General features: G+C 58.7%; 13 protein-coding genes. 9 read left to right on the top strand and 4 right to left on the bottom strand.

The features are described 5' to 3' along the window. Nucleotides 1-858 precede the first annotated feature (858 nt). The 3 genes from fusA (at nt 859) to ELE36_RS07275 (ending at nt 5,124) form a co-directional block, all read left to right on the top strand. Complete coding sequence (gene fusA / locus ELE36_RS07265) at nt 859-2,994, top strand: elongation factor G (protein ID WP_129832435.1); 2,136 nt, start codon at nt 859-861, stop codon at nt 2,992-2,994. A gap of 456 nt (nt 2,995-3,450) precedes the next feature. Then, nucleotides 3,451-4,272, top strand: coding sequence for a hypothetical protein (locus tag ELE36_RS07270; protein WP_165371522.1), 822 nt, complete (start codon nt 3,451-3,453; stop codon nt 4,270-4,272). Between the two features lie 9 nt (nt 4,273-4,281). Continuing rightward, on the top strand, nt 4,282-5,124 hold the full coding sequence (locus ELE36_RS07275) for a right-handed parallel beta-helix repeat-containing protein (RefSeq protein ID WP_129832437.1): 843 nt from the start codon (nt 4,282-4,284) through the stop codon (nt 5,122-5,124). A 40-nt stretch (nt 5,125-5,164) separates the two neighbouring features. Here ELE36_RS07275 and ELE36_RS07280 read toward each other — a convergent pair whose 3' ends face one another. The 4 genes from ELE36_RS07280 to ELE36_RS07295 form a co-directional block, all read right to left on the bottom strand. Then, a complete protein-coding gene (locus tag ELE36_RS07280; RefSeq protein ID WP_129832438.1) occupies nt 5,165-5,869 on the bottom strand; it encodes a glutathione S-transferase N-terminal domain-containing protein in 705 nt (234 codons plus the stop codon). Nucleotides 5,870-6,070: 201 nt separating this feature from the next. Continuing rightward, complete coding sequence (locus tag ELE36_RS07285) at nt 6,071-7,783, bottom strand: M14 family zinc carboxypeptidase (protein ID WP_165371523.1); 1,713 nt, start codon at nt 7,781-7,783, stop codon at nt 6,071-6,073. 394 nt (nt 7,784-8,177) lie between these two features. After that, nucleotides 8,178-9,680, bottom strand: coding sequence for an IPTL-CTERM sorting domain-containing protein (locus ELE36_RS07290; protein ID WP_165371524.1), 1,503 nt, complete (start codon nt 9,678-9,680; stop codon nt 8,178-8,180). Then, complete coding sequence (locus ELE36_RS07295) at nt 9,677-11,842, bottom strand: kelch repeat-containing protein (protein WP_129832441.1); 2,166 nt, start codon at nt 11,840-11,842, stop codon at nt 9,677-9,679. Before ELE36_RS07295 ends, ELE36_RS07290 begins: the two co-directional genes overlap by 4 nt. Nucleotides 11,843-12,284: 442 nt before the next feature. Here ELE36_RS07295 and ELE36_RS07300 point away from each other — a divergent pair, with 442 nt between their 5' ends. The 6 genes from ELE36_RS07300 to hisH are packed head-to-tail and all read left to right on the top strand — an operon-like array spanning nt 12,285 to nt 17,673. Further along, complete coding sequence (locus ELE36_RS07300) at nt 12,285-12,704, top strand: YerC/YecD family TrpR-related protein (RefSeq protein WP_129832442.1); 420 nt, start codon at nt 12,285-12,287, stop codon at nt 12,702-12,704. Continuing rightward, the gene (hisG, locus tag ELE36_RS07305) at nt 12,701-13,600 is read left to right on the top strand and encodes an ATP phosphoribosyltransferase (RefSeq protein ID WP_129832443.1); all 900 of its coding nucleotides are present in this window, start codon (nt 12,701-12,703) and stop codon (nt 13,598-13,600) included. The genes ELE36_RS07300 and hisG overlap by 4 nt, the downstream gene beginning before the upstream one ends. Continuing rightward, complete coding sequence (gene hisD / locus ELE36_RS07310) at nt 13,597-14,916, top strand: histidinol dehydrogenase (protein WP_129832444.1); 1,320 nt, start codon at nt 13,597-13,599, stop codon at nt 14,914-14,916. Before hisG ends, hisD begins: the two co-directional genes overlap by 4 nt. Continuing rightward, entirely contained in the window at nt 14,913-15,986 is a 1,074-nt protein-coding gene (hisC, locus tag ELE36_RS07315) for a histidinol-phosphate transaminase (RefSeq protein WP_129832445.1), read from the top strand. The genes hisD and hisC overlap by 4 nt, the downstream gene beginning before the upstream one ends. Further along, nucleotides 15,986-17,053 carry a bifunctional histidinol-phosphatase/imidazoleglycerol-phosphate dehydratase HisB gene (gene hisB, locus ELE36_RS07320; RefSeq protein WP_129832446.1) on the top strand — a complete coding sequence of 356 codons (1,068 nt, stop codon included), beginning with the start codon at nt 15,986-15,988 and terminating at the stop codon, nt 17,051-17,053. The genes hisC and hisB overlap by 1 nt, the downstream gene beginning before the upstream one ends. Continuing rightward, complete coding sequence (gene hisH, locus ELE36_RS07325) at nt 17,050-17,673, top strand: imidazole glycerol phosphate synthase subunit HisH (protein WP_129832447.1); 624 nt, start codon at nt 17,050-17,052, stop codon at nt 17,671-17,673. Before hisB ends, hisH begins: the two co-directional genes overlap by 4 nt. The last annotated feature ends 3 nt before the right edge of the window (nt 17,674-17,676 follow it).

Consider the following 17,676-nt stretch of genomic DNA (forward strand, 5'->3'; position numbering starts at 1 on the left):
GGTCGGTTTGAATGATCAGTAATGAAGTGTTGAAACGCCAACTTGCCGGTTTCGGTTTCGGTTTCGAGTGACGACGTTCAATCATCGATTCTACCCGTCGCATGCGGCTGCAAGATTGCCGTCATGTAAGCAGATGTTTCTGCGAATCTGACGTGCTTCGAAATTTTCGGGGGTGACCAGCGTCAGCGGTGATGGGGTCGTTGATTTTTATTTAGCAGTTTTAATAACAAAAAAGATGCAATAACGATGCATCTTGTTGGGAAATCGGTGACGCCTGCGTGTTCTGCGGCCGTAGTTTATCGTCTCGCCCTGATAATTCGATTCATCGTTTCGTAAGTAGTTGTAAACGGCGGCGTAGCCTGATTCAGCGCGGTTTGCAGCGATATCTGAACCGTCGTAGCAATCGTGCGGCGAGCGTATTCGGTGGCATGCAATTGCAGCGTGCGACCGATGAATATGCAAGGCCCATTCGTCATCGGTTTATGCGGCGGTCATGCAAACAGCAATCAGTGAGTGAAACCATCGTCTCGCGTGCTGGCGTGAGATCGGTGTGAGTCGCAGTTTTCGTCGACGTAAACGCTATGCGGGAGGTGGTTTCGGCCGGAAAATGGCAGTGAGAATGGCAAGTTTGCGCTACTTTCAACGTCTTGTTGCCGCCCGGATGAACTTTTCTAGCGCATAACCGCGCCACTCGTTCTATAATGGGCGGTCAAGGTGCGGCTGAGACCAACGTAGGGCACATACCAGCTGTTGCGACCAGTGCGCTGCAGCGGCGCAGCGTTGCAAGAAATTCATCATCAGTCGGCAGACTCGGCGAGCACCGTACACCGACTGGAATACCATCAGCAGAGAGAGACCATGGCTAGGCAAAAAGAGCTAAAGCTTTACCGCAACATCGGCATCATCGCGCATATCGATGCGGGCAAGACCACGACCACCGAGCGCGTGTTGTATTACACCGGTCGCAAGCACCAGATCGTCGACGTGCATGACACGAAAGACGGCAAGGGCAGCACGACCACCGACTATCTGGAGCAGGAACGCAAACGCGGTATCACCATCCAGAGTGCGGCCGTGTCGACCGAGTGGAAAGGTTATCAGGTCAACATCATCGATACCCCGGGCCACGTCGATTTCACCATCGAAGTGAACCGTAGTTTGCGCGTGCTCGATGGCGCGGTCGTGGTGTTCGACGGCGTGGCCGGCGTGGAACCGCAGACCGAAACCAACTGGCGCCTGGCCGATCAATACAACGTGCCGCGCCTGTGCTACGTCAACAAGATGGACCGCATCGGTGCCAACTTCGCGCACTGCGTGAAAGGCATCCGCGAGCGCCTCGGTGCGAATGCGCTGTTGTGCCAGATCCCGCTCGGCAGCCACGATGAGTTCACCGGCATGGCCGATCTGGTCGCTGGCGTCGGTTACATCTGGGCGTCGGACGACAAGGACAGCGAGTGGGAAACCCTACCGCTGGATCAATTGCGCGCGCGCCTGAAGTTCACCGCGACACACGATAACGACTGGATCGATCGCCTGCCGCAGTTGCGCCAGGAGTTGCTCGAATCCGCACTCGCGCTCGATGACGATGCGTTCGAAAAGTTGCTGAATACCGGCGAATTCGATCTGGACATGCTCAAGGCCTGCATCCGCAAGGGTTCTGTCACGGGCGCATTGGTACCAGTGTTCTGCGGTTCGTCGTATCGCAACAAGGGTGTGCAGCAGTTGCTCGATGGTGTTATCGACTATCTGCCGTATCCGGGCGAGAACGGCGGCATCTCGATGGTGGACGAGGACGGCAAGATCATCGGCGAGCAGGAAGTTCGCGACGATGCACCGGCTCGTGCGCTCGCGTTCAAGGTGATCAACGATCAGTTCGGTACGCTGACCTTCGCGCGCATTTATTCCGGCGTGATCAAGAAAGGCGACACCCTGCTCAACGTCACGCGTGGCAAGAAAGAGCGCGTCGGCCGCATCGTGGAAGTACAAGCCAATGCGACCAAGGACATCGACGAAGTGCGTGCCGGCGACATCTGTGCGTTCGTCTCGATGAAGGATACCGAGACAGGCGATTCGCTGTCTGATCCGGCCCATCCGGCGTTGCTGGAGCGCATGCGCTTCCCCGATCCCGTGATCAGCGTTTCGGTCGAGCCGAAGAGCCGCAACGACGTCGACAAGATGTCCACCGCGCTCTACAAGATGGCCAAGGCCGATCCGTCGTTGCGCCTGGAAGTGGACAAGGAAACCGGCCAGACCGTGTTGCGCGGCATGGGCGAATTGCATCTCGAAGTGACCATCGACCGCATGCGCACCGAGCTCGGTGTCGAAGCCGTCATGGGCAAGCCGAAGGTGAGTTTCCGCGAAGCGTTCGGCAATCGCGTCGAACACATTTACACCCACAAGAAACAGTCGGGTGGTTCGGGCCAGTTCGCCGAAGTGAAGATGGTATTCGAGCCGGGCGAGCCGGGTTCGGGCATCGTGTTCTCGGATGAAATCGTCGGTGGTCGTATTCCGCGCGAATTCATTCCGTCGGTCGAGTTTGCGATCAAGACGCAGTCACGCAAGGGCGAGATCGCCGGCTACGAAGTCGTCGACTTCAAGGCGCGTTTGCTCGATGGCAAATACCATGACGTCGACTCGTCCGCACTCGCGTTCGAAATCGCCGGCAAGGCTGCGTTCCGCGAAGCGCACAAGATGAGCCGTCCGAAATTGCTGGAACCGATGATGAAGGTCGAAGTGGTCACCGAAGCCGATTTCATCGGCGACGTGATCGGCGATATGAACCGTCGTCGTGGCCAGGTTAACGATCAAGGTCCGAAAGGTCTGCAGGCATTCGTGCAGGCATCGGTGCCGCTCGTGGAAATGTTCGGCTACATCAACTTCCTGCGCTCTGCCACGCGCGGTCGCGGCAATTTCACGATGGAGTTCGAGAACTACTCCGAAGTGCCGGCCGGTTTGGTCGACAAGATAATGGCCGCCGAGAAAGACGGCAAGTAATCCGTTGGGGTCAACCCTCAACGAAAGTCAGCTGCGATGAAACGCAATGTTTCATCGCAGCTCGCAATTCGATACGTTGCTCGCCGCGCCATTGAGGTGCGGCGAGCAATATGATCGCCCGGAGCATTTTTGTTGGTGATCTACCCAACGTTCTCGCTCGGCTTCTCCTAGCCAATGGCAGACGACGCTACATCTCATCGATTGGCGATCCAGCGGCCATTCGCTAAAGCCCGCGCACCCTCAGTAATCTTGGCATCAGCCTGCTAGCTAGCGTGACAAGCCCGGTGCTATGCTGATCCTGCTCGCTAAAAGCGGACTGTTCTGCACGCTGTAATCGCTAACCACATTTCGGGCATTGAGCTTGGTTTTCACGAGTGCAGCAATGGCATAGACATGGATCTCCGTATCGTCCAGCAGCCTAAACAGAAACCCTGCGCAGAAACGAATTTGCGCGCCGTGAATGGCGCAGCACAAGGCGCCAGATTGATTGGCCGTTTGTTGCTCATGGCCAGCTTGTTTCTGGCTCCCGATCTCGCTGCGTTTGCCGATACCCTACCGATCTTGCAACTACGATATTCCGCCGACACGGGTGCAAATATCGTCGCTGTCGGACAGTACGCCTCACGCCAGGATTACGTCTCGGACAACTTGGCCGGAAGCCGCATGCGCGTACAAATTCCTGGATTGCCCGAGCGTTCCAATCTGGCTGATTTCCAGGTCGACACAAATGGCGATGTGCTGTTCGCGCTGGATATTGGTGTCAGCCTTGGCGGCACGTATTTTTATCCGGCGGACGTTATCAAGTACTCCGGCGGCACTTTCAGCAAGGCCTTCGATGCCGTTGCGGCCGGTGTGCCCAAAGGCGTGCATTGCGATGGGGTGGCGCGATTGGATACCAACAGCAAGCTGCTGCTGTCGTTTGACCGCACGTTCGCGGCGAATGGGTTCACCGTGCGTCCTGCCGACGTCATGCTGATCACTGCCGGCGCGTTTTCGGCCAAGAAGCTCGACGCGCAAGCGCTCGGGTTTTCTTCGGCGCTGAATATTGTCGGCATCGACGCGATGGGGACTCATACCGATCTGCTTGTTGCCTTCGATAGTGCCGGCACAGTCGGCGGGGTGACATTCACACGTAACGATCTTTTGTCGGTGCACCTGCCAAGTGGCGTTTGGACCAAGCGTTATGCGCTGAGCAGTTTCTCGGATCGTTGGAACACAGCCCATGTTGATGGTGTAGCTGCTCTCAACGACACCCTTTTCAAAGATGGCTTCGAGTAGGAGAACACCATGAAATGCAGGTTTTCGAAATTCTCGCCAATATTCGTCCTAGCGCTGTTGCCGCTTGTAACCAGCGCCAATCCTGGCGCGCTGGAGATCAATCAGGATTGTGCTGCGGTCGGATGTTTTGCCGGAGATACGCCGGGATTTCCGGTCACTATCACGCAACCGGGTAGTTACATTCTGACTTCTGATCTGCTCACCACCGACGTCAACATGGATGCGATCGATGTCAGCGTGTCATCGGTCGATCTTGATCTGAATGGACATACGCTCAATGGTGGTGGAACCTGCACCGGAACCCCGGTGACGGCATGCAGCGGATTTGCCGGTACGAGTGGAATCAGTGCGATCATCGGCCCCAATACTCCCGTCGTCATTCATATTCATAACGGAACAGTGCACGGGTTTTCCAACTTTGGCATCGTCGTCGGAGCGGCCGCTGACGGTACGCTTATCGATCATATTTCGGCATATGAAAACGGTAATTCTGGAGTGGCGATATCGGGCACCCTCAATGTGGCGACGACAGCGCGCATCCGCGACTCGCAAATTTCACGCAACAAGCTCACTGGTGTGGTGTCACCAACGGCATCCACCTTGCTTGTCGAGAATTCTACGGTGACGGGCAATGGCCAAATCGGGCTGTTTTTCAGATCGGCATCGATGGCGGTAGGTAACCGAATCAATAACAACGGGTCGCAAGGGCTTTATTGCATCGGGTATACGTGTGTTCTCGGTCAAAATGTATTCATGGGCAACAATGCCGCCGGAGCGCAATTCGCGGTCGGGACTTTGAGCGATATGGGCGGAAATGTTTGCACCGATCATCCCAGTAGTGCGTGTCCGTGAAGTAAAAAACCCGCGGATCATTCAGTCATGTGCCGCGACGCTAGGCTTGTTTCGGCGCCGCGCTCTGTCCGAACAAAATCTTGCGTGATTCTTCCGACATTGGAGTCGACGATGGCGCATATGCGTCGGCAGTCTCCGCATAGCTACGCACGGTCGCCGGTCGCGCGCGAATCGTCTCGAACCAGCGTTTGAGATTCGCGAAATCGTCCAGGTTCTGCTTGTGGGCAACGTGCGGCACGATCCACGGATAACACGCGATATCCGCAATCGAATATTCGCCGGCAATGAACTCGCGATCGGCCAGGCGGCGATCCAGTACGCCGTACAAACGCGCGGTTTCCTTGATATAGCGATCGATCGCGTACGGCACTTTTTCCGGTGCGTAGACGTTGAAATGTCCGTTCTGTCCAGCCATCGGCCCGAGCCCACTCATCTGCCAGAACAGCCATTGGACTACGTCCGCACGACCGCGAATCTCTGACGGAATAAACCGACCGATCTTCTCGGCCAGATACAGCAGGATCGCACCCGATTCGAACAGCGAAATCGGCTCGCCGCCGCTGCTCGGAGCATGATCGACGATCGCCGGAATACGATTGTTCGGCGCGATTTTCAGAAACTCGGGCGCGAACTGTTCGCCCTTGCCGATGTTGATCGGCACGATACGGTATTCGAGTCCGGCTTCTTCCAGAAACAGTCGCGCCTTGAGCCCGTTCGGTGTACCCCAGTAATACAAGTCGATCATGATTTTTTCCTTGGTAGTCACGGCGCGGCTGTCAATTCACCCCGATCTTTGACGAAGAACACGAGGCGCATCATCGGCTCGGTCGCATTCGCGTTGCCGACACCGTGTGAATATCGTGGGGTCTCTCATGGAAGATTTCACTGGGCTTGGGGCGTCGCAGCCGCGAAACTTTTTCTTCTCACGTCAAAAAAAGTCACGCAGCTACTGAAATCCGTCGTAGAAAATATTGTCATCGAACGCCACGACCTGCAGGAATGTGGCTGCGGGTGGCCCGCTTGCGCCGGAAGAATTGCTGCCTTGCATGTAGATCAAATGTTTTCCGGGTGTGAGCAGGCTGGTATCGAGAACTGCATTCACAGCTTCGCTGCTGCTGTCGAAAGCACCATCGACTGCGTTCATCGCGATCGGCAATGCCGCCGCTTCCCACGGCAGCGCATCCACCGTTGCGGTGGCAGCGGTGATCGCATAGATCGTCTGCGTGCCGTTGCTCTGGTTATAGCGCGTGTCATCGATGCTGGCGCTGAGCGTGATCGGCGATCCGATCACGACTCGCGATGCACTCACTTTTACATTCAGCGCATCCGGCCCCTGCGGCAATTTGTACGGCGCATGCAATGTGCGCGCGGCGTAACGCAATGCGGCCAGATTGGCGGGCAGGGTGGTGTTCTGAAAACTGGTGCAATCCTCGAAAAAACCTGTGCCGTCGAGCTCGATGGTGAATGCCGGTACGCCAAAGGTGCCGTAGGCATTGTCATCGCTGGCGCCGTCGGTGGGATAGAGCGAATCGGATTGCTCCGGGCTGTAGTTGTTGAAATAAGCCATGCGTCGACCGAATGCGACATAGGCTGCATCGTTCGGCGAATGCGTCGGCGTATCGCCCCACGGCCACAGCACCAGCTCGGCATTGCTGTGCATATCCAGAAACATGCCGGCGTAATCGTCCGGTGCTGCTTGTCCAGCAACTACTGGCGGATGCACCGGAAAAATCGTCGCGAGATACGTCACGATATTTTGCGTTTCTGGTTCCGAACTCGCCGTGGGTCCGCGGAAGGTTTCGTTGCACTTCGTACCGCTGGAACCTTGTCCTGCCGTCGTGTTCCAGTGGAATGGAAAGTTACGATTGAGATCCACGCCAAGTTGGTGTGATGAAGTTTGCGTGCCAGTACAGATACCGCTGATATTGTCGGTATTCTTGCGCTGATATTTGCCCGTTTCAGCGATGATGCGGCCATCCGGATTGGCCTGCATCAGCAGATGGAATTCGTTGTGATCGACCAGCCAGGTTGCATCCGCATCGATGCCGTAATTATCCAGCAGCCAGTGCGCCAGGCCGAGGTTGACGCCGACCGGGGCGTACTCGCGTGCATGCAATCCGCTCATGTAGAAAAACTTCGGTTTGGCCGTCGCGCTGTCGGTGGCTTGATTGGTGATCTTCAGCACGCGCAGGCGAAAACCGTTCGCCGAATTCTGGCTGCGCGCCCAGCTCGGACCGATGTCGATCACGCTCGCGAGCGTCGGATATGACGCCACGAACGCATCCTGCGACGCCTGCGTTTCTGCGACGGTCTGGTAGCACGCGTAATTGGGAATGCTGTCAGGATTGCCTGTCGTCAAGGCGCGGTCGCGAACATTCATGCGTGCTGTGGCGGCGAGGTTGATTTCCACCTGCATGCCGGCCTCGCGCATGTGGCGAATGCCCAGCGCATCCGTTTCCACGGTCACGGTTTGTTGCGCACGATCAACCCGCATATGCGTGAAATAAGGCGCGATCTCGCGCACCGCCTGCACGTCCTGATAATGCGCTTGCGCAATCCATATGCGCGATTCATCGATATGCGTATCTGCGGCGGCCGATACGTTTAACGAGTGCGCACAAAACAACGCGGCGAGAACGCCGATTGAACGAAAAGACATGGATTTTCCCCGAATACTTGCGCGACGATGACGCAGAATATAGAGCGCCATCGAATTTGCAAACTCGGTAAATACCGGGCTTAAGACGGCATAAGTCTGGGCGGTGCAAACGGTGGATTCAGAAACAGTCTTGCTGTCAGTTTTGTGGTGTTTGCGGCGCATGAAAATGCATCGGATACCGCGACGTTTAGCTTTCCATCACATGTGACGTTCGCCGGAAGCGGGCCCACTTCCGTCGCGCCGATTTCCGCTACGCCAGATCGCGGGGCGTGCGGTCCATCGACTACACGCCCCGTGTCGTGGCAGGCCCTTCAAATACCAACGTGTCGAAAGTGTTTTGAACGCATGTCTGCAGAATTGCGTGCGCTCCGAAAAATGCCATTCCGGTTCATTGTCATATCGTGATTCGCCTGCGCGCGACCGCAACGCCTGCGCCCGCTACCAGCATTCCGAGCAATAAAATCATCCAGCTCGATAGTGTCGGTATCGATACCGCAACGGTCGGCGCGCCGATCACAATGCTCTGCGTCACGCGCGCCGCTGGGCTGAAGTTCGTATCGCCCGTCTGATCTGCGGCGATGATGCACTGGCCGTTCGCCAGCGCGGTGACAGTGTTGCCGCTGACTGTGCAAACGGCGCCTGTTGTACTCGTGAAACTCACGACCAATCCCGATGTTGCCGTCGCACTCAGATTTCCGCTGCCGCTTAATACAAGGCTGGGGGCTGCGCCAAATATGATCGTTTGCGTGGCTTTGCTTATCGTTACAGCAAGCGTCACTTGAGGCGCATCGGTGTAGTTGGGCGCACCGGCTTCGTCGACGGTCAACGCACATGTGCCAGCACCGAGGATATTGATCGTCGCGCCGGTGGCTGTGGTCGCTCCTACACTGCAAACGCTCGCGGTCGTCGACGCGAAGCTCAGCGGAATACCTGAAGCGCCCGGCGTGGCCGATACGCTAAACGTGCCGCCGACGCTGTAAGCCGGACTGATAGGCGTGGACACAAAATTGGTGATGACCTGATTTGCAGGATTTACCAGATGCGCAACAGGCGCGCTGGTGCTGGCGGTAAATGTGCTACCAACGCCCGGGGCGTAGGTCGCTGTGAGGTTATAGCTGCCGGCAGTTGCCCAGGTGATGTTGCACGAAGCAGCACCGCCGGAAAGGGTGGCCGGGCCGCAACTGTTGCTGCCGTCGGTCACACTGACGCTGCCATCCGGCGTGCCGGAGGCGGCGCTGACGGTGACATTGATCGCATAACTCTGGCCGACAACCGATGCGGCGCTTGCGGCAATTGTGGTGGTCGTCCCCACCACCTGCGTCACGATCACGCTATTGCTGTCCGGCGAGGCCGGACCGCTGCCAGCAGCGTTGTTGGCAACCACGCTGAACGTGTATGTGTTCGCCGCGATCGGATTGAAGACGATGCTTGTGCACGGTGCAGTGCACGAAGCTGTCGCGCCGCCCGGTGATGCGGTCGCGGTGTGGCTGGTGATCGGCGCGCCGCCGTTGTCGATCGCGGCGGTGAAGTTCACGGTCGCTTGCGAAATACCGCCGATAGCCGTCGGTGTAGCCGTAATGCCCGGCGTGACGATTAACGTCGTCGATACCGCGACGCTCGGAACGCCGTTGACCCACGTCCGCACCTGCACCGGGCCGGCTGGAAAACCGGCGAACGCGGTATCGCTGCCAGTGAAGTTGGTGTCGGAAAAATTGACACTCTCGTCATTCGCGATGAATCGCATCTGATCGTTATCGATGCGCTGCACCTGGAACACCGGCGCGTTGCTTGCGGAGTTGTTGGACGATCCACCGCTGCCTTCGAGATTCGGCCAGAAGCCGCTGCCTGTCGCTGCAAATGCGCTGGTTTGCAATAAAAACGAGTTCGCGGCGTTCAAGATTGGCTGGTGCGCAGCAACCGGCGCCAAACCTGCATCAAACAGCTCGGTATTGGCGAGGTCGTCGGCGCCGTCGGTGCCGCCCGCCAGCAGTATCCCCCCGAGGGCAGTAGCGTGACGGTGTGGTGCAATCGCCCGGTTGGCAGCGCCGCCGCTGCGCTCCACGTTGCCGTCACCGGGTCATACAGCTCGGCGTTTGCGGTTGGGGAGCCGGCGCTCAGGCCGCCGGCCAGCAACACTTTGCCGGAAGGCAGCAGCGTCGCCGTGTGCTGCCGCCGCGGAGTCGTCAGATTGCCTGCCGCGCTCCACGTGCCCAGCGTCGGATCGTACAGTTCGGCACTGGCCAGATAGTCAGTGCTGCCCAAGCCGCCGGCCACAAGTACCTGACCTGATGGCAACAAGGTCGCCGTGTGCAGCTCCCGCGCGTTCGCGAGCGAGCCGGTCGGTGTCCAGGTAGATGTCGTCGGGTTGTACAGCTCGGCGCTGGCGACATTACCCCCGAGATTGTAACCGCCCGCCACCAGCACCTGGCCCGTCGCCAACAGAGTGGCTGTGTGCAGTTCACGCGTGGTTGAAAGTGAGCCAACACTGCTCCAGGTGTTAGTCGCCGGATCGTACAACTCGGAGCTGCCGAGGATGCCGCTACCGCCGATGTAACCACCCGCAACGAGTACCTTGCCCGAGGGCAGCAGGGTTGCGCTATGCCCATTGCGTCCGTAGGTCAGCGTACCGGCGGCACTCCAGGTATTGGTAGCCGGATCGTATAATTCGGCGTTGGCCAGATAACCGATACCGTTCGATCCGCCCACCACCAGCACCTTGCCCGAGGGCAGCAGTGTGGCGGTGTGCTGATAGCGCGCGGTGATCAACGTACCTGCTGCGCTCCAAGTATTCGTCGCGGGGTTATAGCGCTCGGCGCCGCTAGCAAGGGTGCCGCTATCCTCGCCGCCCACTGCCAATATCTGGCCCGAACGTAACAGCGTGGTTGTGTGGGATGCGCGGCCGGTGGACATCGCCCCAGCGCTGCTCCACGCGGTAACGGTGGGATCGTAGAGTTCGGTGCTGGCCAGATAAAAGTCGCCGTCGTTCTGTCCCCCCGCCACCAGCACTCGGCCCGAAGGCAACAGGATTGTCGCGTGTGTTGCACGCGCGGTTGCCAATGTACCAGCCGCACTCCACAGGTTGGTCGCCGCATCGTACAGCTCGGCATCACCCGTAACGCTCCCTCCGATGAAGCCGCCTGTGACCAAAACCTGGCCCGAGGGCAACAACGTTGAAGTGTGCAGGAAACGCGTGTTGGTCATCGGGCCAGCGAGACTCCAGCTGTTAGCGGCAGGATCGTATAGCTCGGCGCTGTTATTGTTCAGCGTTGCGCCGCCGCCTGCCACCAACACCTTGCCGGACGGCAGCAGCGTGGCGGTATGCGCATTGCGTGCGGCTACTAGCGTGCCGCCAGTGCTCCATAAGTTTGTTGCCGGATCGTAGAGTTCGGCGCTGGCGATATCGTGGCTGCCGTCGAAGCCGCTCGCGACTAACACTTTGCCCGAGGCCAGCAGGGTCGCGGTGTGCTGATTGCGCTGGTTGGCCAGGGTGCCCGCGGCACTCCAGATGTTGGTCGCCGGATCGTACAGTTCGGCGCTGGCAAGTGCGGTTATGCTGTCACTCGCTATGCCTCCCGCCACCAGAACTTTGCCCGACGCTAGCAGCGTCGCGGTATGCACGGAACGCGCGCTCGCCAGTGCACCGGCTGCGCTCCAGGTATTCGTCGCCGGATCGTACAGCTCGGCGCTGGCAAGAACGCCGCCGCCGTCTGTACCACCTGCCACCAGCACCTTGCCTGAGCGCAGCAGCGTTGCGGTGCTACCACAACGCACGTGCGCCAACGCAGCGGCGGCGCTCCAGCTGTTGCTCGCGGGATCGTAGAGCTCGGCGCTCGCAAGACAGCCGCTGCTGTCTTGTCCAGCCGCTAGCAATATTTTGCCCGAGGTCAATAGCGTAACCGTGGGGCCGTTGCGTCCGGTCAAAAGCGAACCGCCATTGGCAAAACCGGCAGCTTGCGCAACCGACGTTGCGAGTCCGGCGAGCATCAACACAGCCAGGCACGCATAGCGCACAACCAGAAAAATCTTAGCGTTGCGCACGGATAAAAAGTTCGTCGTCATTCAAGTTCCTCAACAGCGTTCAAGCACGATGAATCGAATATTCCAGGAATTCGGCATCTGTATCGAATGCGGTGATGCAAAAAAGATTGAGCATACACAAAAATTTTGACGCGGCAGCAACGGGTTGCAGATTGATCGATCCCGTACACATGCTAATTTCGTGCTACCGATAATCGTCACCAAACCTTGGCGTGATGCAGCTTGGAGCGAGATATTCACCGTGGCGAGCCGAAACTGTAATTCTCCATTTGAGGTGTTGAAAGCGTCGCCGCCGATTTACGCGTTAGTGATGCGCAAAAGGGAAACCCCGGGCACCGAGCATCCGGTGTTGCTCAGGCGATGCTTCTGAGAGATGCCGCGCCATTCCACATCCAACCCGAGCTTTACAGCGATGCACAAGCGCTGCTACCATTGAGTTATTGTAATAACGCATTAGTACATTATGAAGCGACGTTTCATCGAGGCCGAAAGCACCGGCACCACACCCGAAGACAGCCTGTGCCGTGCGTTGCTGACGCTGGATTCGCTGGCTGAGATGCGCGCGTTCTTGCGCGATCTGTGCACGCCGGCGGAACTCGAAGCATTGACCGATCGCTGGCGTGTCGTGCCGTACATCCTGCAAGGCGTGGCGTATCGCGAGATCCACGAGCGCACCGCAGTCAGCGTTACCACGATCGGCCGCGTCGCGAGATTCCTGCAGCAAGGCAACGGCGGTTATCTGGCCGCAGTCGCGCACAAGGCGCTGCCGCGTGCGGCAGCCTCGCCGCGGGCGCGCAAGAAAATTCCGGCATCGCCGAAAAAAACTAATGCAATTCGCGTAGCGCAAAAGCGTTCACGATCATCGATTCGGAGCGCCCCATGAAAAACCGCGACCGGCTGCGTATCGCCATCCAGAAATCCGGGCGTCTGTCCGATCAGTCGCAGGATCTGTTGAGCAAGTGTGGACTGAAATTTCGCAGTAGTCGCGACAAGCTGTTCTGTTTCGGCGAGAGTCTGCCAATCGATCTGCTGCTGGTGCGCGATGACGATATCCCAGGCCTGATCGAGCAAGGTGTGTGTGATCTCGGTGTGGTCGGGCGCAACGTGCTGCGCGAGCAGGAGCTGAGCGTTCGCGCGCGCGGCGAGGCGCCGTTGTTCGGCGAATTACGTGCGCTCGGGTTTGGCCGTTGTCGTTTGTCGATCGCGATTCCGCAGGAGCTCGAGTACGAAGGTGTTGCGCAGCTTTCGGGTTTGCGCATCGCGACGAGTTATCCGAGTTTGCTCGGCGATTGGTTGCGCGAAAATCAGGTCGATGCACGCACGGTCGTGTTATCAGGTTCGGTCGAAATCGCGCCGCGTCTCGGCACCGCCGATGCGATCTGCGATCTTGTCTCCAGCGGCGCGACGCTCGTTGCGAATCAGCTGAAAGAGGCGGCGATCTTGCTCGAAAGCGAAGCGGTGCTGGCCGGGGCTTCGGTTACGCCGGACGATGAGCGCGGCGAATTGTTGGAGTTGCTGCTGCGTCGTCTCGATGGCGTATTGCAGGTGCGCGAAAGCAAGCTCGTGATGCTGCATGCGCCGCGCAGCGCCGTGGAAAATATCGCGCGCCTGCTGCCCGGTGGACAACGCCCTACCGTGTTGCCGCTGGAAGGCGACAACGACGAAGTTGCGTTGCAGGCGGTGTGTTATGGCGCGATCACGTGGCAGCACCTTGAGGATTTGAAACGCGCCGGCGCGAGTGCGTTGCTGGTATTGCCGGTGGAGAAAATGCTGGCATGAACACTGGCACCGGAATATCGGATTGGAACGCGCTCGACGATGCCCAGCGTGCCGTGTTGCTGGCGCGTCCGGCGCTCAGCAACAACGAAGAAATACGCGATGCCGTGCGCCGCATCATCGCGCAGGTCCGGGCTGATGGTGACAGCACCTTGCGTGCATTGACGCGACGGTTTGATGGCATCGAGATTGCGGATTTCGCGGTCAGCGCCGGGGAATTCGCCGCTGCCGAACGGATCGTCCCTGACGAAATAAAAGACGCGCTGGATGCTGCGATAAGGCGCATCGAACAATTCCATCGTGCGGCGATGCTCGCTGATGTTCGGGTCGAGACTGCGCCTGGCGTTGTCTGCGAACGAGTGCAGCGACCGATCGAAAAGGTCGGCCTGTATGTGCCAGCCGGCACTGCGCCGCTGCCATCCACGGCGATCATGCTCGGCGTGCCGGCGCGGCTCGCACTTTGCCCGCAGGTGGTACTGTGCACGCCGCCGACGCGCGATGGCGGCTGTGATCCGGTGGTGCTGGTCGCTGCGGCGCGTTGCGGCATCAGGCATGTCTACAAGATCGGTGGCGCGCAGGCGATTGCGGCGATGGCATTTGGCAGCGAAACCATTCCGAAGTGCGACAAGATTTTCGGCCCGGGCAATGCGTATGTCACGCAGGCAAAACTCGAGGTCGCGCAGGATCCGCTCGGTGCCGCGATCGATATGCCGGCCGGTCCTTCCGAAGTTCTGGTGATTGCCGATGACAGCGCGAATGCCGAATTTGTCGCAGCCGATCTGCTCGCACAAGCCGAACACGGGCCGGATTCGCAGGTGCTGCTGTTGACGCCATCGCGCGCGGTGCTCGATGCGGTGGCGACAGCGCTCGAACGTCAATGCGCCTTGCTGCCGCGTGCCGCAATCGCCACTGCAGCGCTGCAATACAGCCGACTGATTCTGGTCAAGGATCTCGCGCAGGCGTGTGCGATCAGCAATAAGTATGCGCCGGAACATCTGATCTTGAACGTGCGCGAACCGCGCAGCTGGCTCGCGAAGATCAGCAGCGCCGGTTCGATTTTTCTCGGCGCGTGGTCGCCCGAAAGTGTCGGTGATTATTGCAGTGGCACCAATCACGTTTTGCCAACGTACGGTTATGCGCGCGCTTGGAGCGGCGTATCGGTGTCGAGTTTCCAGAAGCAGATTACGGTGCAGGAATTGAGTCCGGCAGGATTGCAGGCGATCGGCCCGGATGCCGCGACACTCGCGCGTTGCGAAGGCCTGAACGGACACGAACGCGCCGTCACGGTGCGGCTGCAGACGCTGGAGAAAAACGCATGAGTGTGCTTGATCTCGCCCGCGCGGAAATCCGCAATCTCGCGCCGTATAGTTCGGCACGCATGGAAGCGAACGGCGGCAAGGTGCTGCTCAACGCGAATGAAAATCCGTGGCCGCCGCACGGCGACGATGGCCAGCATCTGAACCGTTATCCTGATCCGCAGCCGGTCGAGCTGGTCGAAAAACTCGCCGCGATTTACGGCGTGACCGCGGCGCAGACGTTGGTCGGGCGCGGCAGCGACGAATTCATCGATTTGCTTACGCGAGCATTCTGCCGCGCCGGCAAGGACGGCATCGTTATTTCGCCGCCGACCTTCGGCATGTACGCGGTGTGTGCGCGCATCCAGAATGCGCGGGTTCGTGAAGTGCCGTTGCGCGCCGAACAGGATTTTTCGCTCGATATCGATGCGTTGCTGAAAGCCGTCACAACCACGACGCGGCTGGTGTATGTGTGCACGCCAAACAACCCGACCGGCGGTGTGGTCGGCCTGAAAGAAATCGAATACATCGCCACCGCGCTGAAGGATCGTGCGGTGCTTATAGTCGATGAAGCGTATGGCGAATTTTCCAGTGAAGCCAGCGCCGCGAGCTTGCTCGCGCAGCACGATAACCTTGTGGTATTGCGCACGTTGTCGAAAGCGTTTGCGCTTGCGGGTGCACGCATCGGTGTGGCGCTGGCGGCGCCCGAGATTATCGATTTGTTGCGTCGGATCATGGCGCCGTATCCGCTGCCCGCAACCAGCGTGAATGCTGCGCTGAAAGTATTGAGCAGCGAGGCGATCAGCGAAATGCATCAGCGTGTCGGTTTGTTGTGCGCCGAGCGCGATCGTTTGCTGGTGGCATTTGCCGCGCTTCCGGTGGTAAAAAAAGTCTGGCCATCGGAGGCGAATTTTCTGTGTCTGCAATTCGCTGATGCACAACTCGTATATCGCACGCTGCTTGCGCAGGGCATCGTCTTGCGCAACGTTTCGCATTATCCCGGGCTGGCCGATTGCCTGCGTATCAGTATCGGTCGATCGCTGGAAAATCAGCGCGTGCTCGCAGCATTGAGCGCATTAACGGAGGTGGTGTGATGGGCGCGCGCAAGATCCTGTTCGTCGATCGTGATGGCACCTTGATCGAGGAGCCGGAAGATTTTCAGGTCGATCACATCAGCAAGGTGCGACTCGTCGAAGGCGTGATTCCGGCAATGCTCGCCTTGCAGCGCGCAGGTTACGAATTTGTCATGGTCACCAATCAGGATGGTCTCGGCACGGCGAGTTTTCCCGAAGCCGATTTTGTGCCGGCGCATACGTTGATGCTGCAGATTTTCGAGTCGCAAGGCATTCGTTTTCGCGAGACTCTGATCGATCGCAGTTTCCCCCACGAGAATTTGCCGACACGCAAACCTGGCATCGGTCTGGCGCTGCATTATCTGCATCAGGGCGACATGGACAGCGCAGCGTCAGCGATGGTCGGCGATCGCGAAACCGATCTGCAGTTCGCGCGCAATCTTGGTATCCGCGGATTTCTGCTCGGCCCGAATGCAACGAGTTGGGCGCAGATCGCGCACGAGCTGGTCAATCGTCCGCGTCGCGCCGAGGTCGAGCGCAACACCAAGGAAACGCGCATACGCGTATCGGTTGATCTCGATCGCGAAGCCGATCCGGTCGCAAAAACCGGGCTCGGATTTTTCGACCATATGCTCGAACAACTCGGCAAACACGGCGGGTTCGCGTTGAGCCTGAGCTGCGATGGCGATCTGCATATTGACGAACATCACACGATCGAGGACTCCGCGCTCGCGCTCGGCCAGGCATTGCGTCAGGCGCTCGGCGACAAGCGCGGCATTGGCCGTTACGGCTTTACCGCGCCGATGGATGAAACGCTTGCGAGCGCGGCGCTGGATCTTTCCGGGCGTCCGTATTTTGTCTTCGACGGGGTGTTTCCGCGCGAGCAGGTCGGTGGTCTGCCGAGTGAACTCGTGCCGCATTTTTTCCGCTCGTTGTGCGAGACCCTTGGTGCAAATCTGCATCTGTCAGTGCGCGGCGAAAATGCGCACCACATGATCGAAGCCTGTTTCAAGGTGACCGCGCGGTGCTTGCGCCAAGCGATAAAACGCGATGGCGATGCCTTGCCTTCGACCAAGGGCACGCTATGAATCGCGACGTTGAAAATCGCGATTCGGCAAAAAAAAACGTCGTGCTGGTAGACAGCGGCGGCACCAATATCGGTTCGGTGCGATATGCCTTGGAGCGGCTCGGTGTGATCGCCGAACTCAGTGCCGATGCAGCCCGTATCCGCGCCGCGACGCATGTGATCTTGCCGGGCGTCGGCGCTGCGCGCCCAGGGATGCAGCAACTGCACAAACTCGATCTGATCGATACGCTGCGCGCGCTGAAACAGCCTGTGCTTGGTGTCTGTCTCGGCATGCAATTGTTGTTCGAGAGTTCGGAGGAAAGCGATACCGAATGCCTCGGTTTGCTGCCCGGACGGGTGCGGCATTTCGACAGATCGGCCTCGCTGCGTGTGCCGCATATGGGTTGGAATCGTCTGCAGGCACGCGGTGAAAATCCGCTGCTGTTTGGCCTGGACAAAAACGACTACGCGTATTTTGTGCACAGCTACGCCGCGCCGATTGGTGACTACACGCTGGCCAGTTGCGATTACGCCGGCGAGTTTTCCGCGATCGTGCAGAAGAACAATTTTTACGGCATGCAGTTTCATCCCGAGCGATCGAGTCGGGTTGGCGCGTTGTTGCTGCAGAATTTTTTGCGATGAATT

The sequence above is a fragment of the Pseudolysobacter antarcticus genome, from assembly GCF_004168365.1.
GTDB lineage: Bacteria > Pseudomonadota > Gammaproteobacteria > Xanthomonadales > Rhodanobacteraceae > Pseudolysobacter > Pseudolysobacter antarcticus.